The organism is Sphingobium sp. WTD-1, from assembly GCF_030128825.1.
Taxonomy (GTDB): domain Bacteria; phylum Pseudomonadota; class Alphaproteobacteria; order Sphingomonadales; family Sphingomonadaceae; genus Sphingobium.
On sequence record NZ_CP119127.1, the window covers coordinates 848,911 to 869,233 of the forward strand.

The 20,323-nt window shown below is 64.7% G+C and carries 28 protein-coding genes; 22 read left to right on the forward strand and 6 right to left on the reverse strand.

The genetic code is table 11. The features are described from left to right. Nucleotides 1-95 precede the first annotated feature (95 nt). Complete coding sequence (locus N6H05_RS04270) at nt 96-536, reverse strand: CopD family protein (RefSeq protein WP_010335790.1); 441 nt, start codon at nt 534-536, stop codon at nt 96-98. Beyond that, nucleotides 536-1,597 carry a uroporphyrinogen decarboxylase gene (hemE, locus tag N6H05_RS04275; protein WP_284112838.1) on the reverse strand — a complete coding sequence of 354 codons (1,062 nt, stop codon included), beginning with the start codon at nt 1,595-1,597 and terminating at the stop codon, nt 536-538. Before hemE ends, N6H05_RS04270 begins: the two co-directional genes overlap by 1 nt. Nucleotides 1,598-1,888: 291 nt before the next feature. Here hemE and N6H05_RS04280 point away from each other — a divergent pair, with 291 nt between their 5' ends. The 12 genes from N6H05_RS04280 to N6H05_RS04335 all read left to right on the forward strand — a co-directional run bounded on the left by N6H05_RS04280 (nt 1,889) and on the right by N6H05_RS04335 (nt 9,396). After that, complete coding sequence (locus N6H05_RS04280) at nt 1,889-2,716, forward strand: pyruvate, water dikinase regulatory protein (RefSeq protein WP_026108809.1); 828 nt, start codon at nt 1,889-1,891, stop codon at nt 2,714-2,716. Then, nucleotides 2,713-3,306, forward strand: a complete 594-nt coding sequence (locus tag N6H05_RS04285; protein ID WP_284112839.1) for a Maf family protein — start codon at nt 2,713-2,715, stop codon at nt 3,304-3,306. Before N6H05_RS04280 ends, N6H05_RS04285 begins: the two co-directional genes overlap by 4 nt. After that, nucleotides 3,303-4,142: a shikimate dehydrogenase gene (gene aroE / locus N6H05_RS04290; protein WP_284112840.1), complete on the forward strand. Its 840-nt coding sequence runs from the start codon at nt 3,303-3,305 to the stop codon at nt 4,140-4,142. The genes N6H05_RS04285 and aroE overlap by 4 nt, the downstream gene beginning before the upstream one ends. Before the next feature lie 11 nt (nt 4,143-4,153). Continuing rightward, complete coding sequence (coaE, locus tag N6H05_RS04295) at nt 4,154-4,747, forward strand: dephospho-CoA kinase (protein ID WP_284112841.1); 594 nt, start codon at nt 4,154-4,156, stop codon at nt 4,745-4,747. A gap of 32 nt (nt 4,748-4,779) precedes the next feature. Next, nucleotides 4,780-5,481 carry a DNA polymerase III subunit epsilon gene (gene dnaQ, locus N6H05_RS04300; protein ID WP_284112842.1) on the forward strand — a complete coding sequence of 234 codons (702 nt, stop codon included), beginning with the start codon at nt 4,780-4,782 and terminating at the stop codon, nt 5,479-5,481. A gap of 71 nt (nt 5,482-5,552) precedes the next feature. Continuing rightward, nucleotides 5,553-6,146, forward strand: a complete 594-nt coding sequence (hpf, locus tag N6H05_RS04305) for a ribosome hibernation-promoting factor, HPF/YfiA family (RefSeq protein WP_284112843.1) — start codon at nt 5,553-5,555, stop codon at nt 6,144-6,146. Nucleotides 6,147-6,276: 130 nt separating this feature from the next. Continuing rightward, entirely contained in the window at nt 6,277-6,744 is a 468-nt protein-coding gene (locus N6H05_RS04310) for a PTS sugar transporter subunit IIA (RefSeq protein WP_004209197.1), read from the forward strand. Then, nucleotides 6,704-7,201, forward strand: a complete 498-nt coding sequence (locus N6H05_RS04315) for a PaaI family thioesterase (protein WP_284112844.1) — start codon at nt 6,704-6,706, stop codon at nt 7,199-7,201. The genes N6H05_RS04310 and N6H05_RS04315 overlap by 41 nt, the downstream gene beginning before the upstream one ends. Beyond that, nucleotides 7,194-7,544: a DUF1491 family protein gene (locus tag N6H05_RS04320; RefSeq protein WP_284112845.1), complete on the forward strand. Its 351-nt coding sequence runs from the start codon at nt 7,194-7,196 to the stop codon at nt 7,542-7,544. Before N6H05_RS04315 ends, N6H05_RS04320 begins: the two co-directional genes overlap by 8 nt. Before the next feature lie 175 nt (nt 7,545-7,719). After that, nucleotides 7,720-8,391: a cell wall hydrolase gene (locus tag N6H05_RS04325; protein WP_284112846.1), complete on the forward strand. Its 672-nt coding sequence runs from the start codon at nt 7,720-7,722 to the stop codon at nt 8,389-8,391. 103 nt (nt 8,392-8,494) lie between these two features. Continuing rightward, a complete protein-coding gene (locus N6H05_RS04330) occupies nt 8,495-9,001 on the forward strand; it encodes an MmcB family DNA repair protein (RefSeq protein ID WP_284112847.1) in 507 nt (168 codons plus the stop codon). Between the two features lie 20 nt (nt 9,002-9,021). Further along, nucleotides 9,022-9,396, forward strand: coding sequence for a hypothetical protein (locus N6H05_RS04335; RefSeq protein WP_284112848.1), 375 nt, complete (start codon nt 9,022-9,024; stop codon nt 9,394-9,396). Between the two features lie 18 nt (nt 9,397-9,414). On the opposite strand, the gene N6H05_RS04340 is transcribed toward N6H05_RS04335, so the two are convergent. Then, nucleotides 9,415-10,053 (reverse strand): ankyrin repeat domain-containing protein, encoded by a 639-nt coding sequence (locus N6H05_RS04340; RefSeq protein ID WP_284112849.1) that lies wholly within the window; start codon nt 10,051-10,053, stop codon nt 9,415-9,417. Between the two features lie 44 nt (nt 10,054-10,097). Here N6H05_RS04340 and N6H05_RS04345 point away from each other — a divergent pair, with 44 nt between their 5' ends. Genes N6H05_RS04345 through N6H05_RS04360 form a run of 4 tightly spaced genes read left to right on the forward strand, consistent with a single transcriptional unit; the run spans nt 10,098 to nt 12,136 of the window. Beyond that, nucleotides 10,098-10,751 (forward strand): SCO family protein, encoded by a 654-nt coding sequence (locus N6H05_RS04345; protein ID WP_284112850.1) that lies wholly within the window; start codon nt 10,098-10,100, stop codon nt 10,749-10,751. A gap of 3 nt (nt 10,752-10,754) precedes the next feature. Then, nucleotides 10,755-11,180 (forward strand): YcgN family cysteine cluster protein, encoded by a 426-nt coding sequence (locus N6H05_RS04350; protein WP_004209190.1) that lies wholly within the window; start codon nt 10,755-10,757, stop codon nt 11,178-11,180. Then, nucleotides 11,137-11,871 (forward strand): M48 family metallopeptidase, encoded by a 735-nt coding sequence (locus N6H05_RS04355; RefSeq protein WP_502958958.1) that lies wholly within the window; start codon nt 11,137-11,139, stop codon nt 11,869-11,871. Before N6H05_RS04350 ends, N6H05_RS04355 begins: the two co-directional genes overlap by 44 nt. A 4-nt stretch (nt 11,872-11,875) precedes the next feature. Then, a complete protein-coding gene (locus tag N6H05_RS04360; protein ID WP_099231181.1) occupies nt 11,876-12,136 on the forward strand; it encodes a hypothetical protein in 261 nt (86 codons plus the stop codon). Here the strand turns inward: N6H05_RS04360 and trhO are convergent. After that, complete coding sequence (trhO, locus tag N6H05_RS04365) at nt 12,133-12,957, reverse strand: oxygen-dependent tRNA uridine(34) hydroxylase TrhO (RefSeq protein WP_284112852.1); 825 nt, start codon at nt 12,955-12,957, stop codon at nt 12,133-12,135. The two genes, N6H05_RS04360 and trhO, sit on opposite strands and share 4 nt — an antisense overlap. A 65-nt stretch (nt 12,958-13,022) precedes the next feature. Here trhO and pdeM point away from each other — a divergent pair, with 65 nt between their 5' ends. Then, on the forward strand, nt 13,023-13,682 hold the full coding sequence (gene pdeM / locus N6H05_RS04370) for a ligase-associated DNA damage response endonuclease PdeM (RefSeq protein WP_284112853.1): 660 nt from the start codon (nt 13,023-13,025) through the stop codon (nt 13,680-13,682). A gap of 190 nt (nt 13,683-13,872) precedes the next feature. After that, nucleotides 13,873-16,668: a TonB-dependent receptor gene (locus N6H05_RS04375; RefSeq protein ID WP_284114163.1), complete on the forward strand. Its 2,796-nt coding sequence runs from the start codon at nt 13,873-13,875 to the stop codon at nt 16,666-16,668. Here the strand turns inward: N6H05_RS04375 and N6H05_RS04380 are convergent. Beyond that, entirely contained in the window at nt 16,646-17,380 is a 735-nt protein-coding gene (locus tag N6H05_RS04380) for a YggS family pyridoxal phosphate-dependent enzyme (RefSeq protein ID WP_284112854.1), read from the reverse strand. The genes N6H05_RS04375 and N6H05_RS04380 overlap by 23 nt on opposite strands. 23 nt (nt 17,381-17,403) lie before the next feature. Between N6H05_RS04380 and N6H05_RS04385 the strand changes: the two genes are divergently transcribed. The 3 genes from N6H05_RS04385 (at nt 17,404) to N6H05_RS04395 (ending at nt 18,784) form a co-directional block, all read left to right on the forward strand. Then, nucleotides 17,404-17,958, forward strand: a complete 555-nt coding sequence (locus N6H05_RS04385; RefSeq protein WP_284112855.1) for a thiamine phosphate synthase — start codon at nt 17,404-17,406, stop codon at nt 17,956-17,958. Nucleotides 17,959-18,054: 96 nt separating this feature from the next. After that, entirely contained in the window at nt 18,055-18,378 is a 324-nt protein-coding gene (locus N6H05_RS04390; RefSeq protein ID WP_010335771.1) for a carboxymuconolactone decarboxylase family protein, read from the forward strand. After that, nucleotides 18,365-18,784: a putative quinol monooxygenase gene (locus tag N6H05_RS04395; RefSeq protein WP_284112856.1), complete on the forward strand. Its 420-nt coding sequence runs from the start codon at nt 18,365-18,367 to the stop codon at nt 18,782-18,784. Before N6H05_RS04390 ends, N6H05_RS04395 begins: the two co-directional genes overlap by 14 nt. Nucleotides 18,785-18,845: 61 nt before the next feature. Here the strand turns inward: N6H05_RS04395 and N6H05_RS04400 are convergent, their stop codons facing one another. Further along, nucleotides 18,846-19,574, reverse strand: coding sequence for a hypothetical protein (locus tag N6H05_RS04400; protein ID WP_004209179.1), 729 nt, complete (start codon nt 19,572-19,574; stop codon nt 18,846-18,848). A gap of 234 nt (nt 19,575-19,808) precedes the next feature. Here N6H05_RS04400 and N6H05_RS04405 point away from each other — a divergent pair, with 234 nt between their 5' ends. Further along, the gene (locus N6H05_RS04405) at nt 19,809-20,255 is read left to right on the forward strand and encodes a DUF3576 domain-containing protein (protein ID WP_004209178.1); all 447 of its coding nucleotides are present in this window, start codon (nt 19,809-19,811) and stop codon (nt 20,253-20,255) included. The last annotated feature ends 68 nt before the right edge of the window (nt 20,256-20,323 follow it).

The following is a 20,323-nucleotide window of genomic DNA, read 5'->3' on the forward strand; positions in this document are numbered from 1 at the left end:
GGATGCGGACCGGCGGAGGCAAAGCATAGTCCGAAGACTTGCGCCAGAGGCCAAGTAAAGCGCCCGATCTTTTCGGACGCTTTACGCTACGACCATCAGAAGGGGCGGACGATCACCATGATGACGATCACCGCCGCGGCGATGCCGGGCACTTCGTTCAGCATGCGCAACTGCTTGTCGGCAAGGCTGCGCTGACCGCGTGCGAGCTTCTTCGCATAGCTGGCGATCCAGCCATGATAGCCCGACAGCGCCAGGACGAAGAGCAGCTTCAGGTGGAACCAGCCGAAATGCCAGGCGCCGATTTCCACCATCAGCATCAGGCCGAAGACCCAGGTAAGGATCAGCGACGGGTTGAGGATGATCTTGAGCAGGCGCGTCTCACGCTCGATCCAGCGCTGGTCCTCCGCCGAGCCCGGCACGGTTTCCTGATGATAGACGAAGAAGCGCGGCATCATGAACAGCCCCGCCATCAGGAAGATCACGAAGATGACATGGGCGGCCTTCACCCACAGATAGGCAGCGCCGAGATAGGGCATCAGCGTGTCTCCGTTCCGCGGACATAGGCGATCAGCGCCTCGACATGGGCGATCGGCGTATCGGGCAATATGCCATGGCCCAGGTTGAAGATATGGGGCCGGCCGGCAAAGCCGGCGCGCAAGTTATCCACAGCCTGTTCCACCGCCTGACCGCCGGCAATCAGCGCCAGCGGATCGAGATTGCCCTGCACCGGAAGCCCGGCCGGCAGCGCCTGGTTGGCCCAATGCGGGTCGACCGTTTCATCCACACCCACCGCATCGACGCCGGTGCCGATCGCATAGGCCGGCAGTTTCGCGCCGGCGCCCTTGGGAAAGCCGATCACCGGAATGTCGGGATGGAGCGCCTTCAATTTGCGCACGATCGCGGCATTGGGCTCTATCACCCAGCGTTCGAACTGGAGCGGGGCAAGGCTGCCGGCCCAACTGTCGAACAATTGCACCGCTTCCACGCCGGCTTCGATCTGGCCGGAGAGATAGATGACGGTTGCGTCGACGATCGCGTCGATCAGCGCGGCGAAGCGATCGGGCTGTTGATACGCCATGCGACGCGCGGCGCCCTGGTCCTTGCTGCCCTGTCCCGCGACCATATAGGTGGCGATCGTCCAGGGACTGCCTGCAAAGCCCAGGAAGGTCACAGACGGGTCCAGCGCGGCCTTCACCTGCCGCACCGTTTCATACACAGCCTCATATCGGCTGAAATCGGGTGTCAGCGCCGACAGGTCGGTCTCCGCCAGGATCGGGGCGAGACGCGGGCCTTCGCCGGCCTCGAACCAGAGATCCTGTCCCATCGCATAGGGGACGATCAATATGTCGGAAAAGAGGATGGCGCCGTCGAAGCCGAAGCGGCGCAGCGGCTGGAGCGTGACCTCTGCCGCGGCGGCGCTGTCATAGACCAGTTCGAGGAAGCCGCCCTTGTCGGCGCGAAGGGCGCGATATTCCGGCAGATAGCGGCCTGCCTGGCGCATGAGCCACATCGGCGGGACGGGCGGCACCGCGCCGCGCAATACGGAAAGGAGCGGCTTGGCGCTGACTGCGCCGGCGTGAGCGTCGGGACCCGTCATGAACTCTCTACTTTATAAAGATATTTAAAAAGGAATGTTGAGGTTGTTGGGCTGTTGGTTCGGGGGTTTATGCGCTGTCCCCGCTTTTGCCAACAGCTTGACTCCTGGAGTCACGCGATTCCGCGGCGAGTCATCTGAATCATCCCCATTACCCACAGGCTGTGGATAAGATTCCGGCCCTGTTGAGAGGCTGTGGATAAGATTCCGCTTTCTGGGGACGAAATGGGGCTGCAAAGTTATCCACAACTCTATCCCTTGCTTTATCCACAGGGGACTCACAGAGATATGCCTGTGTCACGTATCCATCTTCACCTGCTTTCGGACTCCACCGGCGAGACGCTGGAGAATATCGCCAAGGCGGCGATCGGCCTGTTCGAGAATGTCGAGGCGATCCGCCATTTCTGGCCGATGGTCCGATCCGAAGTGCATCTCGACCGGATCATGGAGGAGATATCCGCCCATCCCGGCCTGGTGCTGTTCACGCTTACCAACCATGTGCTGCGACGGCGGCTGGAAACGCGCTGCCGCGCGCTCGGCCTGCCCCATGTCGCCGCGCTGGACAGCGTGGCCGATGCCCTGTCCAACATATTGGGGCAGGAAACCCGGACCCGGCCGGGCCGCAAGCATATCCTGGACGAAGCCTATTTCGCGCGGATCGAGGCGATCCAGTTCACCATCGCCCATGATGATGGCGTGGGACATGAGAATTGGGAGGAGGCCGATATCGTCCTGGCGGGGGTGTCGCGCGCGTCGAAGACGCCGACCTCCATCTATCTTGCCAATCGCGGCTACAAGACCGCCAATATCCCGCTGGTGCCGGAATCGCCGCCGCCGCGCAGCCTTTATGGCCTGAAGCATCCGATGGTGGTGGGGCTGACCATCAGTCCCGAGCGGTTGATCCAGATACGGCGCAACCGTTTGCTGTCGCTCAACCAGGCGCCAGAGACCGCCTATGTGGATAGCGACAAGGTGCAGGAGGAACTGGCCTTTGCCCGGCGCATGTTCGCCGACAATGGCTGGCCGGTGATCGACATGACCCGCCGGTCGATCGAGGAAGCGGCCGCCGCCATCATCAACCTGTTCAACGACCGCGAACTGGCGGAAGGAAATGAAGCATGATCGTCCTAGCCTCGCAGAGCGCCAGCCGGCGCGCCATGCTGAGCGCGGCCGGTGTGCCGTTCGAGGCGCTGTCGCCGGGTGTGGATGAAGAGGCCGCCAAGGAAGCGCTGCGCGCCGATGGCCATGATGGCCGCGCGCTGGCCGATGCGCTGGCGGAGCTGAAGGCGCTCAAGGTGTCGCGCCGCGTGCCGGGCGCGCTGGTGCTGGGCTGTGACCAGACCCTGACTCTCGACGACGGGACGATGATCGACAAGGCGATCGACAAGGCGGATGCCGCGCGCATCCTGCGCCTGCTGTCGGGCCGGGTCCATCATCTCCACAGCGCGGCGGTGATCGTGCTCAACAATGAGCCGATCTGGCGCCATGTCGAGCGGGTGCGGATGACGGTGCGGCCGTTGTCGGACGGATTCATCGATTCCTATCTGGAGGACGACTGGGACGAATGCCAATGGTGCGTCGGCTGCTACCGGATCGAGGGGCCGGGCGCGCAACTGTTCGCCAGGGTGGAAGGCAGCCAGTTCGGTATCCAGGGCCTGCCGCTGCTGCCGCTGCTTGACTTCCTGCGCATAAGGGGCGTTCTGGCGTCATGACCGACAAGCTTCCCTATGCCCCCCTCCCTTATGCAGAGGTGATCGGCGATCCGATCGACCACAGCAAATCGCCCCTTATCCACAATTTCTGGCTGCAGGCGCTGGATATCGAGGCGGAGTATAAGAAGACTCATGTTACGCCCGAGGGGCTGTCCGCCTATTTCCTGCAGCGCCGGGCCGATCCCGACTGGCTGGGCTGCAATGTCACGATTCCTCACAAGATCGCGGTGATGGACTATACCGACGATCCGGGCGGCGTGCGCGACCGGATCGGTGCGATGAACACCATCGCCAGCGAGACCGCAGGGCCGCTGATCGGCACCAACACCGATGCCGGCGGATTCCTGCAGCCGCTGCTGCGCGATAAGTGGAAGGGCCGCCATGCGGTGCTGATCGGCGCGGGCGGCGCGGCGCGGGCGATCCTGTTCGCGCTCACCAGCCTGGGCGTGCCGGAGATCACGATCATGGCGCGCGACCCGGCCAAGGGACAGGCGCTGCTCGACCGGGCCGGGGTGAAGGGCAAGGTGATCGGCATGACCGATGCGCTGCCGGCCGCCGACTTGCTGGTCAACAGCACGTCGCTGGGCATGGTCGGCCAGCCGGTGCTGGATCTGGACCTGTCGCCGTTGCCGGGCAGCGCGACCGTCTATGACATTGTCTATGCGCCGCTGGAGACCGGGCTGCTGAAGGCGGCGCGCGACCGGGGCCTCAAGACTCTCGACGGGCTGGAAATGCTGATCGGCCAGGCGGCGCTGGCGTTCGACATCTTCTTCGATGCGGAGGCGCCGCGCGAGCTGGACGCGGAACTGCGCGCGCTGCTGCTGGCGGCGGACTGAACGGCGACGGGGTGAAGATCTACGGCCTCACCGGCTCGATCGGCATGGGCAAGTCGGCGGTCGCGGCGATGTTTCGCCGCGAGGGCGTGCCGGTGTTCGATGCCGATGCCGAGGTGCATCGGCTGCAGGGGCCGGGCGGCCGGCTGATCCCGGCAATCGAGGCGCGCTTCCCCGGCACCACTGGGCCGCAGGGCGTCGATCGGGCCAAGCTGGGCGCGGCGGTGTTTGGCCATCCCACCGAGCTTAAGGCGCTGGAGGCGATCGTCCATCCCGCCGTGGGTGAGTCGCGTCGGCGATTCCTCAAATGCCATCGGTCGCGCCAATTCGTGATTCTGGACGTGCCCCTGCTGTTCGAGACCGGGGGGCACCGGCGCATGGCCGGGATTATCGTGGTCAGTGCGCCCGCCTGGAAACAGCGGCGGCGGGTGTTGGCCCGGCCGGGCATGACGGTGGCAAAATTTCGCAGAATCCTGCACTTGCAGCTGCCCGATGCTGAAAAGCGGCTAAGGGCAGACTATATCATCAACACGGGTACGACATTTGCCGCGACCCGGGCACAGGTCAGGCGTCTGGTCGCTTGCCTTGGCGCCCGGACAGGCAGATAAGTAGAGTCATAGAGAGTCGGTTCAAAAGGGCGATGCGCGAGATCATTTTCGACACCGAAACGACGGGATTTGATCCGGCATCCGGCGATCGGCTGGTCGAAATCGGGTGCATAGAGCTTATCAATCGCGTGCCGACCGGCCGCACCTTCCACGCTTATTATAATCCACAGCGCGACATGCCCTCCGCCGCCGAGGCGGTGCATGGCCTGTCGAGCCAGTTCCTGTCGGACAAGCCGCTGTTCCGCGAGGGCGTGGCCGAACTGATGGATTTCCTGGAGGACAGCCCGCTGGTCGCGCATAATGCGCGCTTCGACTTCGGATTCCTCAATCACGAATTGAAGCTGTGCGCGCGCGACGCCGTATCGATGGACCGGATGATCGATACGGTCGCGATCGCCCGCACCCTGCATCCCGGCGCCAAGCACAGCCTGGACGCGCTCTGCACCCGTTACGGCATCGATCGCAGCCATCGCGTCAAGCATGGCGCGCTGCTCGACGCCGAACTGCTGGCGCAGCTCTATGTCGAATTGACCGGCGGCCGTCAGATCGGCCTGGGTCTTGCACAGGAGGAAGTCAAAGAGATCGTCAGGGTGGAACTGACGGAAACCGCCGTTGTTCGCCCTGTTCGTCCCGCGCGCGTCTTCACGGCGAGCGCGGAGGAGCTGGAGAGGCATGCCGCTTTCGTCGCGAAGCTGGACAAGCCGCTCTGGCTTGAGGAGGCACCGCCGGCCTGAACCTGCCGGCGTCTGCCACGTGCCAACCGGGCCGCTGATCCGGCGACCCGGCAAGAATAAGGAGAAGGCATATGGATATTCGTATTTCCGGGCATCAGGTTGAGACGGGCGAGGCGCTCAAGCAGCACGTCAGCGACCGGCTGGAAGCGATAGCCGAGAAATATTTCTCCCGCACGATTTCCGCCCAGGTCACCTTTCGTCCGGCCCCGCATGGTGCCTTCCATTGTGACATTGTCTGCCATGTGATGACCGGCCTGATCCTGAAGGGCGCCGGCGAGGCGCAGGAGGCGCATCCCGCCTTCGACCAGGCATCGGACCGGATCGAGAAGCAGCTGCGCCGCTATATGCGCCGCCTGAAGGATCGCAGCATCCAGGCCGCCGCGGCCGAAGCGCAGCGCGCCAATGGCTATAGTGTGGATGATATTGATGGTGCGGGTTACACCATCTTTGCTGCCGGTGTGGACGAGGAAGAGGCGGCCGATGCCCCCCTGATCGTTGCCGAAACGCGGGTCGATATTCCCGAAGCCAGCGTGTCCGACGCGGTGATGATGCTGGACCTGCGCAACACCAATGCCCTGCTGTTCCTCAACGCCGGGACCGCCGCCTATAACATGGTCTATCGTCGCCAGGACGGCACGATCGGCTGGGTCGAGCCGCGCGGCTGACGCCTCTCCTACCTGGGCCGCCTGTTGACCTCTAGGTGCAGGCGGCCTATGGGGCCGGGCTTTAGTTTCTCCGAGCAACGCGCATTTTTTTCGACAGGCTGGGCGCGCCTCGGCTGCCCCCGGAAGTAAAATGGTGCATTTCAACGATATTGTCTCGCCGGACGCGCTGGCCACCGAGGTGACTGTGAACGGCAAGAAGATGCTGTTCCAGAAGATCGCGGCTCTGGCGGCGCAATCCTATGGCGTGGATGCCGAAGCGGCCGCCGATGCGCTGCTGGAGCGCGAGCGTCTGGGCTCCACCGGCTTCGGTGGCGGCGTTGCCATTCCCCATGCCAAGCTGCCGGGCCTCGACCGCATGTGCGGCGTGGTCGTGCTGCTCGATCCGCCGGCGCCGTTCGACGCGGTCGATGATGCGCCGGTCGATATCGTGTTTGCCCTGCTGTCGCCGCAGGACAGCGGCGCCGAGCATTTGAAGACGCTGGCGCGTGTATCCCGCTATCTGCGCGACGAGGCGCAGGTGACGCGCCTGCGCGGTGCCAAGTCGGCCGAGGCGCTGCATGCGCTGCTGGCCGGTGGTGAGGCGCGTGACGCCGCCTGAGGCCGCCGCGCTCGCCAGTGGCGAGGCGGCGCATTTTCGCGCGCTGGAGCAGCTCTACAACAGCGCGCCGATCAACGACCTGTTTCTGTCGACGCTCCGCATATCGGAACCGGGTCGGTCGGTGATCGATTTCGAGGTCGACGAGCGGCATTTCCATGCCGCCGGCGCGGTGCATGGCACCGTCTATTTCAAGATGCTGGACGATGCGGCCTTCTATGCCGCCAACAGCCTGGTCAGCGACCGTTTCCTGCTGACCACCGCCTTCAACCTGCTGTTCACCCGGCCGATCGGCCCTGGAAAGCTGCGCGCCGAGGGGCGCTGGATCAGCGGCAAGCGCCGCGTCTATGTCGCCGAGGCGAGTATTCTCGATTCGGACGGGGAAGAGGTGGGCCGGGGCACCGGCACCTTCATGCGGTCACAGATTCCGCTGTCATCGCTGCCGGGATATCATGGCTGAGGATAGTCCGGCCGCGCGGCTGACCAGCGCAATGCTGGTCGGCGCGCTGGTGAAGCGGGTGAATGCCGCCGGCGGCTTTGCCATGATCTTGGCCAAGGGCGACGAGATGAGCGGCGTCGTCCTGGTCCAGGTGATGGACAAGGGGCGGGAATCCGCAATTTTCGAGCGGGTATCGAACTTTCGCGGCGGCCATGCATTGATGCGCTGTGGACCCCCTGCGGAAGAGGGGCCTCAGGCGTTCGCTGCCTATGCCGAACGCCGGCGCAGGTCGGACCCCGACCTGTGGCTGGTGGAGCTTGATATCGCGGATGCGGAACGGTTCGCCGCTCAAACGATCTGCTGATCGTTGACTCCTTGCACGCGCGCGGGCAATGGCGGCCAACGCTGAACGCGCAGGTTGCCTGCATTCGTCCATGGGGGGCGGGCCGGTAAACACGCAGACGGGGGGCGGCCGAACGTCACAGAATATCGGTTACAATCGACGTTTCTGGCCAATAACCGCACGATTTTGAGCAATAATGAGTTTTCGTCTGAAGGCCGCGATCATCGCGGCATTTACGCTGTCGGCCGCTGCGGCTGTTACGGCGTCGGACATGTCGAGCGCCAGCGAGGCCTCCCTGTCCACGGTTTCCCTGCCGGAAACCGCCGCGCTGACTAGCGCACCCACGGCCGGCACCAAGCCAGCCGTCGTTTTCGCTGCGCCGCAAGAAGTCGCGCAGTCGCTGGATTCCGGCTCCAAGGCTGGCAGCAATTTTTCGACCGATACTGAGCCCAAGGCCGAGACCCTGGCAGCCCTGGTTGATGCGCAAGGCGCTCCCGAGGATGTCGAAGGCGACATGAAGTGCCTGGCCGGTGCGGTCTATTTCGAATCCAAGGGTGAAACGCTGGAGGGCCAGCTGGCCGTTGCCCGCGTCATCATCAACCGCGCCAAGTCGGGCCGCTTCGCTAGCAGCCTGTGCGGTGTCATCTATCAGCCGAGCCAGTTCAGCTTCGTGCGTGGTCACGGCATGCCGCCGATCAACATCGCCAGCGATTCCTGGCGCGAGGCGGTTGCGATCGCGCAGATCGCCCTGGACGACAGCTGGGACAGCCAGGCCGAAGGCGCGCTGTTCTTCCATGCCCGCCGCGTGTCGCCGGGCTGGGGCAAGACCAAGCTGGCGTCGATCGACAATCACGTCTTCTATCGCTGATCCGCGCTCACCGCGCGACAGTGACGCCCTTTTGAAGGCCGGTTCGGACCCCATGTCCGAATCGGTCTTTTCTTTTGTTCTCTTCTTGTTCTAGTCTGGTGCCATGACCATCCAAGACGCCCCTCAAGACGCCGGTCGCTCTTCACCGCTGACCGACGGGACCGCGCTGGCGGTTGCGCGCGGTACGCTGCGCTTGTTCCATCGCCATGACATGAACGGCCTGTTGGAAGTGCCGCTGCCCAATGGCCGACGCGCCGACATCATGGCGATCGACAGCGCCGGGCGCCTGACCATCGTCGAGATAAAGTGCAGCCGGGCGGACCTGCTGGGCGACATGAAATGGCCGGATTATTTCGATTATTGCGACCGCTATTTCTGGGCGGTGCCATTGGGTTTCGACACCAGCCTGTTCGACAGCGAGGCATTGTGGCCGACGCGCACCGGCCTGATCGTCGCCGACCAATATGATGCCGAACTGGTGCGTGCCGCGCCGTTCGAGCCGCTGGCCGCCGCCCGGCGCAAGGCAGAGACGCTGCGTTTCGCCCGCCGCGCCGCCCGCCGCCTGTCGGCGCTGGCCGACCCGGATTATGCGACGAAATTGGGCTGGTAATATCAGAAGAAGGGTGGTCGATGCGCTCGCATCTGGAATTTCGATCGGCAGTTTATGCAGACGATGGGGCGGCCATCGCCCAGGTTCTGGCCGAACGCCTGCCTCATTATGGCTTTCAAGCCCAGCCGATCGTTCAGGAGGATTGGGGCTGGTGCGTTCCGATCGCGCATGAGGCCTTCTCACTGTGGATCGGATGTGGCCACTATCTGGAATATCCTGACGGTGTGCTTTGTTTCATCGAACCTTCACGGCCCTTTGTGAGACGTTGGTTTCGTCGAATCAGCACCATGCAGACGGTAGAAAGGCTGGCTGATGCCCTAGAGGCGATTGTCGACGCCAGTGGCGAAGCGAAGCATATCCGCTGGTGGACTGACGATGAAGTGGCCGCGGGCTAAGCACGGCCACCCGGCGTTTCAGAAAACCGGACCCTGGACCGGGCCTTTGGGCGCTGCGGCGTTGGCCTTGGCGGAATCGAGCGCCTCGACCAAGCCGGGCGTACGGCTGTCCCGTTCGGCATAGTCGCGGGCGGACATGCCAGCGATGGTGTCGCGCTTGTCGGGATTGGCGCCCTGGGCCACCAGCAGACGGACGAGGCCGATGTCGCGCAGCTGCACCGCGCGGATCAGCGGGGTTTCGCCGCTGCCATTGGCCTTGTCGACCTGCGCACCATGGGCGAGCAACAAGCGCACGCCTTCCTCGAACCGGTTCTGCACGGCGAGCAGCAGCGGCGTGGTGCCATTATTGTCGGCAAGGTTCGCATTGGCGCCCTTCGACAGCATGAAGTTGAGCCAGGTCGTGTCGCGGCGGCCGATGACGATGTGCAGCGCGGTTTCGCCGGTGGTGACGTCACGGCTGTTGATGACAGTCGAACCGGGCTTCTGCAGCAGTTCGGTCGCCTTGTCGCCGTCGGCGTCCTTCACCGCCTTGAGGAAGTTGTAATTGTTGGAAAACTGGGCCTGGGCCGCAACCGGGGCCATCAGTGCCAGGGTGATGGCGGCAGGCCGCGCCAGAAACAGCCAGGTGGAAAGTCCGCTCTTCATCCCAATCTTCATCGTCGCGCGCCCCGTTCGATTTGCAAATCGGCCCATAGCAAGGCATGGCAGGCGACACCATGAACAAAGCGCTGATCTCGCTCGCCCTGCCGCTTCTGGCCTTGCTGACGGCATGCAATATGGGGGCTGGCGGCAACGCATCAAGCGGCGAGAGCGAACAGGGCAATCTGGTCGGCGCGCGCATCGGCGCGCCCTTCACCCTGACCGACCAGGACGGCAAGACCGTCCATTGGGACGATTATAAGGGCCAGTATCGGATCGTCTATTTCGGCTACACCTATTGCCCGGATGTCTGCCCGGTCGATCTGCAACGGATCATGCAGGCGTTCAGCGCCTTCGAGAAGGCAGCGCCCGCCCGCGCCGCGAAGGTGCAGCCGATCTTCATCAGCGTCGATCCCAGGCGGGACACGCCGGCGGTGCTGAAAACCTATGTCGCGGCCTTCCACCCGCGCCTCATCGGCCTGACCGGCACGCCCGAGCAGATCGCGAAGGTGGCCAAGGACTTCGTCGTCCTCTACAATGCGGAAAAGCCGGAAGGGGCGAGCGAGTATCTGGTGAGCCACAGCCGCACGCCCTATCTGTTCGGGCCGGACGGCAAGCCGATCGCGCTGGTGCCGGTGGATGATCCGGGCACGCCGGACGTGGACGAGGGCGCACCCGATATCGTCCGCGCCTTTCTCGAAAAATGGGTCAAGTGACATTTGGACTTCTGGGACAAGCCCCTCGACAAGCTGAACCGCGCCGAATGGGAAGCGCTGTGCGACGGTTGCGGCAAATGCTGCCTGCACAAGGCGGAAGATGAGGATACGGGCCGCATCTATCCGACCAATGTCGCCTGTCGACTGCTCGACCGGCATAGCGGCCAATGCACCAACTATCCCGACCGGCGGCGGTTCGTGCCCGATTGCGTGCGGCTGACCCCGGCCAAGGTGAAGCAGATCAGCTGGCTGCCGCGCACCTGTGCCTATCGGCTGCGCGAGGCGGGGCTGCCGCTGCCCGACTGGCATTATCTGGTCTGCGGCGATCGCGAGGCGGTGCATCGGGCCAAGGAATCCGTGCGCGGCTGGACCGTGGCGGAGGCCGATGCGGGCGATTGGGAACATCATCTTGTCGACCGAGAGCTCTGAGGCAGAAATCCTGATCGACGGCGTGGCCATGCCGGTGCGGGTGCGCCGGTCGGCCCGCGCACGCGCTTACAAGCTGACCATCGACGGGCTGCGCGGCGAATTGCGCCTGTCGCTGCCGGCGCGGGCAAACCTCAAGCGCGCGCTGGGCTGGGCGCAGGGGCATGAGGACTGGGTCCGGGCGCAGATGGCGGTGACGCCGGCGGTGACGCTGCTGGGTGACGGCGCGACCTTCCCGCTGGAGGGGCGCGAGGTTCGCATCTGCTGGATCGCGGGGGCGACTCGGACAATCAGGCTGGAGGGCGACCGGCTGATCCTGGGCGGGGCGGCGGAATCGGTCGGTGCGCGGGTGCTGCGCTGGCTGAGGACACGGTCCAAGGCGGTGCTGGAGGCGGAGACGCTGGCGATGGCGCAGGACCATGGCCTGATCGTCGCCTCGGTCGGCACCGGCGACACGCGCAGCCGCTGGGGCAGTTGCACCTCGACCGGGGCGATCCGCTATAGCTGGCGGCTGATCCTGGCGCCGGCCTGGGTGCGGCGATCGACCGTGGCGCATGAGCTGGCGCATCTGCTGCACATGGACCATAGCCCCGCCTTCCACGCCGCCCATGCGCGCATCTATGGCGAGGATCCGCGTCCTGCGCGTGCCTGGCTGAAGGCGCATGGGGCGGGCCTGCACCGCTATCAGGCCTGAACCGATGGCGCGCCGGAAACGCTATCTGACGGCCACCATGCCGGACGGTTATGTGAAGAAGATCGGGCCGACCGCCGACCCCTTCACCCATTATTGGCGGATCGTTGCCATACTGGAAAATGGCAAGACCGAAGTCTTCTGGGGCCATACCCGTTCGCTGGCCGAGGCGAAGAAGAAGCGCGCGGCCGCGCCCGATGGCGCACGGATGCGGGGCTGGAAATCCTATCAGTTCGAGATGGTCGAACTGGTGGAAAGCGCGGATTAGCCCCGATGCGGCCAGGCGCCGTCGGCGCCGCCGCCGGGGCAGTCATGGTCGGCATCGCGCGGATAGGGCAGGCCACAGGCGCTGCAGGTGGCATAATGGCCCTGTTTGAGGCCATGGCCGACCGCGACCCGCTCGTCGAAGACATAACAGTCGCCCTGCCAGCGGCTCTTGGCTTCCGGCATTTCCTCCAGATAGCGCAGGATCCCGCCCTTGAGGTGATAGACTTCGTCAAAGCCGCGCGCCTTGACCAGCGCGGTCGATTTTTCGCAGCGGATGCCGCCGGTGCAGAACATCGCGATCTTGGGGCTGCGGCCTTCGTCGCGCAGCTTCGCGGCGAAATCGTCGAACCAGGCTGGAAATTCGCGGAAGGAGCGGGTGGCCGGGTCGATCGCATTCTCGAACGTGCCGACCGCCACCTCATAGGCATTGCGCGTGTCGATGATGACGGTGTCGGGATCGGCGATCAGCGCGTTCCAGTCCACCGGATCGAGATGGACGCCGGCCTGGTGGGCGGGGTCCAGGTCGCCCGCGCCCAAGGTCACGATCTCCGCCTTCACCTTCACCTTCATCTTGCCGAAGGGGGCACTGTCGGCGGTCGCATATTTCACATCGACATCGGCGCAGCCGGGCAGGGCGCGGATATGGGCGACCAGCCGCTCGATCGCCTCGGCCGTGCCCGCGACCGTGCCGTTGATGCCCTCGCGCGCCAGGATCAGCGTGCCGCAGGTGCCGAGATCGGCGCACAGCGCGCGCAGGTCGGCAGCAGTTGCCTGCGGGTCGGCGAAGGTGGCGAAACGGTAGAGGGCTGCGACGGTGAACATGGGGAGCCCTATAGGCGCTGGCGCGCATACTTGAAAGCCGGGCGAAGAGGGCGCATAGCCGGGCGATGGTTCCCCTTTCGTTCGCAGGTCATGATTTCCTGGCTTTGCCGGAGGCGGCTTTGTTCTGGCCGGCGCAGGGCGCGCTGCTGGTGGCCGACCTGCATTTCGAGAAGGCGAGCTGGTATGCGCGCTTCGGCCAGTTCCTGCCGCCGCACGACAGCGCGGCGACGCTGGACATGATCGAGGCGCTGGTGGCGCGCACCGGCGCGCGGGCGATCTGGTCGCTGGGCGACAGTTTTCATGATGCCGATGGCGCGGCGCGGCTGGACCCGCGGGCGCGGGCGCGATTGCAGGCGCTGACCGAACGGCTCGACTGGCTGTGGATAACCGGCAATCATGACGTCGGCGTGGCGCAGATGCCGGGCGGACGCCGTGCGGTCGAGGCGGAGGTGGACGGCGTCTGGCTGCGGCATGAGGCCGACCCGGCCGATCCCCGGCCGGAGATATCGGGCCATTTCCACCCCAAGCTGCGCCTGTCGCTGCGCGGCCGGCATGTGTCGCGCCGCTGCTTCGTCGGATCGCCGACCAAGCTGATCCTGCCGGCGCTGGGCGCGCTGACGGGCGGGCTGGATGCGGGCCATGGCGAGATACAAAGGGCCGTCGGGCCGGGTGCAATGGCGTTGATACCCGTTTCCGACCGATTGCTGCGCTTTCCGCTGACGTAAGCAAACGCTACGGAAACCGGGCGTTAAATTGTTGCTGCTAGGCAACAGGGCCATGCGGCCATCATCACGCAACTGCGGAAAATGCCCGGAATCACGCGATATATTGCGTTATTCCGACTGTGGCAGCATAATCGCGCATAGTCCCGACCCGGCAAAAAGCCAGGCGGGCCAGGAGAGGATGCACATCATGATGCACAAGAGCCTTTGGCTGCTGTCCGCCGGTGCCGTCGCACTGGCGGGCGCGATGCCGCTTGCCCATGCCCAGGATGCCGCGCCGCAGGCGGCGGTGGACACCGAAAGCGTCGACATCATCGTCACCGCGACCCGCCGTGCCAGCCCACTGTCCGACGTGCCGATCGCGGTATCGGCGGTCGGCCAGCAGGCGATGCAGAATAGCGGCGCCAATGATATTCGCGCGCTCAACCAGCTGGCGCCGTCCCTGCTGGTCTCCTCGACCGGGACCGAGGCCAATGGTTCGGCCCGTATTCGCGGCATCGGCACGGTCGGCGACAATCCTGGCCTGGAAAGCTCGGTCGCGGTGTTCATCGACGGCGTCTATCGTTCGCGCACCGGCGCGGGCCTCAATGATCTGGGCGAGATCGAGCGGGTCGAAGTGTTGCGCGGGCCGCAGGGCACGCTGTTCGGCCGCAATGCTTCGGCCGGCCTGATCAACATCGTCAGCAAGGCGCCCGAATTCACCCTGGGTGGCATGGCCGAGGCGACCTACGGCAATTATGATTATTGGCGCCTGGCCGGGCGCATCACCGGCCCGATCGCCAAGGGGATTGCGCTGAGCCTGGACGGCGTCTGGTCGAAGCGCGACGGTTTCTACGATCTGGTCGATACCAGCGGCAAAAAGGTCGGCGATACCAATGATCGCGACCGCTATTTCCTGCGTGGTCAGGCGCTGATCGAACCCAATGATGCCCTGTCGATCCGACTGATCGGCGATTATACCAATCGCGACGAAAGCTGCTGTGGCGCGGCCTATGTAGAGACGCGCGAACGACGGCCGGCGACCGGCGGCGGCTATAGCACGGCGCCGTTCAACCGCATCGGCGCGATCCTGGCCGGGCAGGGCAGCGTCTTCCCCGCCGATCCCTATGATCGCGAGCTGACCATCACCGAAGGGCGCGACTATGTCAGCAAGCTCAAGGATTGGGGCGTGTCGGGCGAGATCAACTATGATCTGGGCGGCGCGAAACTGACCAGCATCACCGCCTATCGCGACTATAAATCCCGCGACTATGGCGATTATGACTATTCGGGCGCCGACCTTCTCTATCGCGATCCCAACACCTATCGCCAGTTCAAGACCTTCACCCAGGAATTGCGGGCGCAGGGTTCGGCCTTCAACGAAGCGCTCGACTGGCTGGTGGGCGGCTATTACGCCAATGAGAAGCTGACGCTGGAGGATAATATCCGCTTCGGCGCCGACTATGGCCGCTTTGCCGCCTGTCGCCTGATGGCGGGCGCGGGCGTGAACAGCAACTTCACCGCGGCGCAACTGGCGGCCTGCGGCAGCGGCCTGGCCACGTCGGCGCTGATTGGCGGCACGCAGGCAAATCTCAACGCCGGACTGACCGCCGCGCTGATCAATGCCGGGTTGCCGGCCGGCGTTGCGGCGGCGCAGGCGGGGGCGATCTCCACCGGTCTAGGCAATGGCCTGCGCGCGCTGGCGGCGATTCCGGAAGGCACCGGCGACGTTGCCTCCATCTATCGCCAGAAGAGCGAGAATTGGGCGCTCTTCACCCATAATATCATCCACATCACTAAGCGGCTCGATCTGACCCTGGGCCTGCGCTACACCCATGAATCGAAGAAATTCTCTTCGGATTTCAATAACAACAATGCGACTTGCGCGGCCTTGCAGACCTCTTCACTGCCGGCGCTGGCGACCAATGCGTCGCTGGGCAGTGCGGCGGCGCTGGCGGGCGGCATCCTGACGCTTGGCTGCCTTGGCAACGGCTCGACCACGCTCAATGCGCTCGACCTCAACGACAAGATCAGCGACGGCGAGTTCAGCGGCACGGCGGTGCTGTCGTGGAAGCCGATCGACGAGATGCTGGTCTATGGCAGCTATTCCAAGGGCTATAAGGCGGGCGGCTTCAACCTCGACCGCTTCCAGCTGGGATCGACCGGCCTGAACACGGTGCCGGCGGTCTACGCGCCGCGCACCAATGCCGATGTGACGAGCCTGCGCTTTGCCGCAGAGAAGGTCGACGCCTTTGAAATCGGCCTTAAATATACCCAGCCGAAATGGAGCGCGAACATCGCGGCCTTCCGTCAGGAGTTCAAGAATTTCCAGCTGAACACCTTCAATGGCACCAGCTTTGTCGTGCAGAATATCAATGGCTGTGACAGCGCCCTGTCGGCGGCGCGGACCTGCGATTCCGGCGATGTCGGGCCGGGCCTGATCAGCCAGGGCGTGGAATTGGAACTGACCGCTTCACCGGTGCGCCATTTCCGCCTGACCGGCGGCCTGACCTATGCGCGCGCGAAATTCGCCAAGCGGCTGGTCGGCAGCGGCGATGGCAGCGTGCCGCTCGATCCGGCGCTGTTCCTGTTGCCCGGATCGATCAACAGCAATGCGCCGCAACTGGTGACGACCGCGAGCATGGCCTGGACGCCCGATATCGGGTCGAACGGCCTGTCCGCGCTCTTCTACATCGATGGCCGCATGATGAGCGACTATAATACCGGGTCCGACCTGTTCCCGGAAAAGGCGCAGGACGGCTTTGCGGTGTTCAATGCGCGCGTCGGTCTGCGGGGCAAGGACCAGCGCTGGGCGGTCGAATTCTGGGGCCAGAATATCTTCAACCAGGATTATACCCAGGTCGCCTTCAGCAGCCCGCTCCAGTCGAGCAGCCCGGCGACATCGACCACCGGGCAGTTCGCGCAGGGCGCGCCGATGGCGAACCAGCTGATCTCTGCCTACCTGGCCGAGCCCCGCACCTATGGCATTACCTTGCGGGGGCGTTTCTGATCATCCCCAGGCCGCTCCGGGGAACGGGGCGGCTGACGGGGGCGCGTTCGCCGAACAGGGCGGTGCCGACGCGAATGTCGGTGGCGCCCAGCATCAGGGCGGTTTCGAAATCGCCCGACATGCCCATCGACAGGCGCGGGAGGCCCTCTTCCCGCGCCATTTTCGCGAGCAGGGCGAAATAGGGGGCGGGCTCGACATCGGCCGGCGGCACGCACATCAGGCCGAGCAGCGGGATGTCGGCGTCGCGCGCGGCGGCGATCAGCGCCGGGACATCGGCGATCGGACAGCCGCCCTTCTGTTCCTCGGCACCGATATTCACCTGGATGAAGCAGGGCAGGCGCTTGCCTGCGGCGTCCATCGCCTTGGCGAGCGCGGTCAGCAGCGAGAGGCGATCGAGCGAATGGATGACGTCGAACAGGGCGACGGCATCGGCGGCCTTGTTCGATTGTAACTGGCCGACCAGATGCAGGGTCAGATCCGAAAATTGCTCGCGCAGGGCGGGCCATTTGTCCTGGCTTTCCTGGACGCGGTTTTCGCCGAAGACGCGCTGGCCGGCGTGGATCAGCGGAAGGATCGCTTCGGCCGGCTGGGTCTTGGACACGGCGATCAGGCTGATGTCGTCGGCGCTGCGCTGGGTCAGGCGGGCGGCGCGGTCGATCTGATCGCGCAGGGTGGCGAGGCGGGCCGCAGCTTCGGGGATGTCGGTGGTCATGGCGGCTGCTATAGGCGATGGCCATGCACGCCCGCCACCGCAAAAAGCTGCCCGGCCTCTGGCTGATGACCGATGAGCGGGTGGAGGATGCGTCCTTGCTGGCAGCGGCTGCGCGTCTGCCACGCGGGCGCGCGGGAATCGTCTTTCGCCATTATCGCACCGAGGCGGTGAAACGGCGCGCGCTGTTCGAGGCATTGCGGGCGATCGCGCGGCGACGGCGACTGGTGCTGATGCTGGCGGGGGACGCGCGGACGGCGGCGGCCTGGCGCGCGGATGGCTGGCATGGGCGGGATGGGTCGAAAAATTTCCACAGACTTATCCACAGCCAGGCGGCGCATGATCGGCGTGAGCTTCAGGCGGCCGCGCGCGCGGATATGGTTTTCCTGTCGCCGCTGTTCCCGACCCGGTCGCATCCTGGTGCCGGGGCGCTGGGGCGGATCGGCTTTGCGGCGCTTGCGCGGCAGGCGAAGGCGCCGGTGATGGCGCTGGGCGGGGTGAAAGCCAAGCACCGGCATATGCTGCGCGGGATCGGCGCGGTGGGTTGGGCGGCGATCGACGGACTGACCGACCATATATGAATCCGGGTCATGGGCCCTAGCGCGGATGTGGGCCTAATAGCCTGTGGATAAGTCGGGTAGGTTGGAGAGACGCCGTCCATTTTGCGGAGACCCGACATGACCGAACCCACCGACGCGCGCCGATCCTTTGGCGATCTGGCGCCTCATCTGGCGGAAATGACCGACAAGACCCTGTTCGGCGAAGTCTGGGCCGATCCGGCGCTGTCGCCGCGCGACCGCAGCCTGATCACCATCACCAGCCTCATCTCGCTCTATCGCGGCAATGAGCTGCCCTTTCACCTGCAGCGGGCGCTCGACAATGGGCTGACGCGCGCGGAGATCATCGCGACCATCACCCATCTGGCCTTCTATGCCGGCTGGCCGCCGGCGATGACGGCACTGGGGATCGCCCGCAAGCTGTTCGACGATGCGCAGGACTAAGGCGGCGATGGGCGTATTGACGCTGGCCGCCTTCATGCTGGGCGTCGGGGCCGGGCGGCAGGCGAGGGCACAGGCCGCGCCGGATAGGCCGATCGTGCGGATCGCGGAGCTGGAGATCGATCCGGCGCAGATCGAGGATTATAAGGCCTATCTGCGCGAGGAGATTGCCGCATCGGTGGCGCAGGAGCCGGGCGTGCTGTCGCTGTCGGCGGTGGCGATCGCCGGGAAGCCTGCCAGCATCCGCCTGCTGGAAGTCTATGCCAGTGACGCGGCCTATCAGGCGCATCTCAAGACACCGCATTTCCTGAAATATAAGCAGGGCACCGCCGACATGGTGCAGTCGCTACGCCTGATCGAGACGGAGCCGGTCATGCTCTGCGCCAAGGGTGGCGGCAGTTACTGTTGACGCGTTGGAGCGATCGGCATCAGGCGATGCCGATCATGCGTATCCTTGCCCTTTCAGGCGATCAGAATTTGAAGATGGTGCCCAGATAGACGGCCTGGTTGTCCTGGCGTTCGTCGGTCATCGGGGTCAGGCGGCCGGCAACGCTGTTGTTGTAGCGGATGCCCGCCGTCACATTCAGGTTGCGGGTCAGCGAGTAGGAGCTGGCCAGATCCAGCGAATAATCCTTGTCCGCACTGGGGTTGCGGACGGTCGCCGTCGGTTCGCGACGGCTTTCCAGCAGCACCTTGGTGCTGAATCGATCCTTCTTGCCGTCATCCAGCGAGAAATTCTTCGCATCGACCATGGTTTCGACCGGCACCGGGTCCAGCGCCTTGCGGCCGGTATTTTCCGGCAGGGCGAACTTGCGCCAGCCATGCTCGCCGTTCAGGCTGAAGCTGACGGGCGCGATGTTGACCGGGACCACCGAGCGGTTGGCGGCGACGCGATCGACGTCGCTGGCGCGGACCATGACAGTGATCGAGCGCTGGCCGCTGAGCGAACCGCTGGTCGGCGTGAAGCGGAAATTCTGACGACCGGCCGAGGCGGCGATCTTCGCATAGGCCGCAGCCAGACGCGAATCCTTGGTCGTGGGGGTGAAGGAGGATATGCTGCCCAGCGCGCCGAGCGACACCGGGGCTTCCTCACGCATGCGGACGAGATCGGTTGCGGCGCCAAAAGCGGGCGACAGCATGAAGCCAGCGACGGCGATTGCCGAGCCTGCCAATGCCAAATGTCCCCGTTTCACGCGCATGATTCGAATCTCTTCCCCACCGGTTATTTTTCAAGACGCATTAGACACCAAAAAGCGCCATTGACCAGAGGCGCTATCCGCTTTTTGTCTGAGCTGTTGCACAGAGTACACAGACTCCGAGGACGGGTTGCGACGATCCGTGGCGTGTCGGACCCGCGCGCCCCCTTGCCCAATGGCGCGCGTCGACTATAGAAGCGGGGCGTTTTTCGTCTTTTTCAAGCTAGGACATGCCTGATGGTCCGTCGCCTTCCCGTTACCCTTTCCTCCGGTCTTCTGCTGGCTGCGCTCCTGCCGCTTGCCGCATGCGGTGGCGGCGCGAAGGAACGGCCCAAGGCCGATCTGGCCGCGTCGAAGGTCACCACCATCGGCGTCAACGCCTATCTGTGGCGCGCCAGCCTGGACACGCTGTCCTTCATGCCGATGGTGCAGACCGATTCCAACGGCGGCGTCATCGTCACCGACTGGTATACCAATCCCAACACGCCGAGTGAACGGATGAAGGTCACCGTGTCGATCCTGGATCAGGATCTGCGGGCCGACGCGCTGCGCGTGGCCGCCAGCCGCCAGGTCAACCAGAATGGCCAGTGGGTCGATGCCCCGGTGCAGGCCGCGACGGTGCAGAAGCTGGAAGAGATCATCCTGACCAAGGCGCGCGACCTGCGCCGCATGGCGATCGGCTGAACCACCCCTTTCGGGCGCGACTGATACGGTAACGCCCTGTTTTCAAACCATCGGGGCTGGGCTTTTAC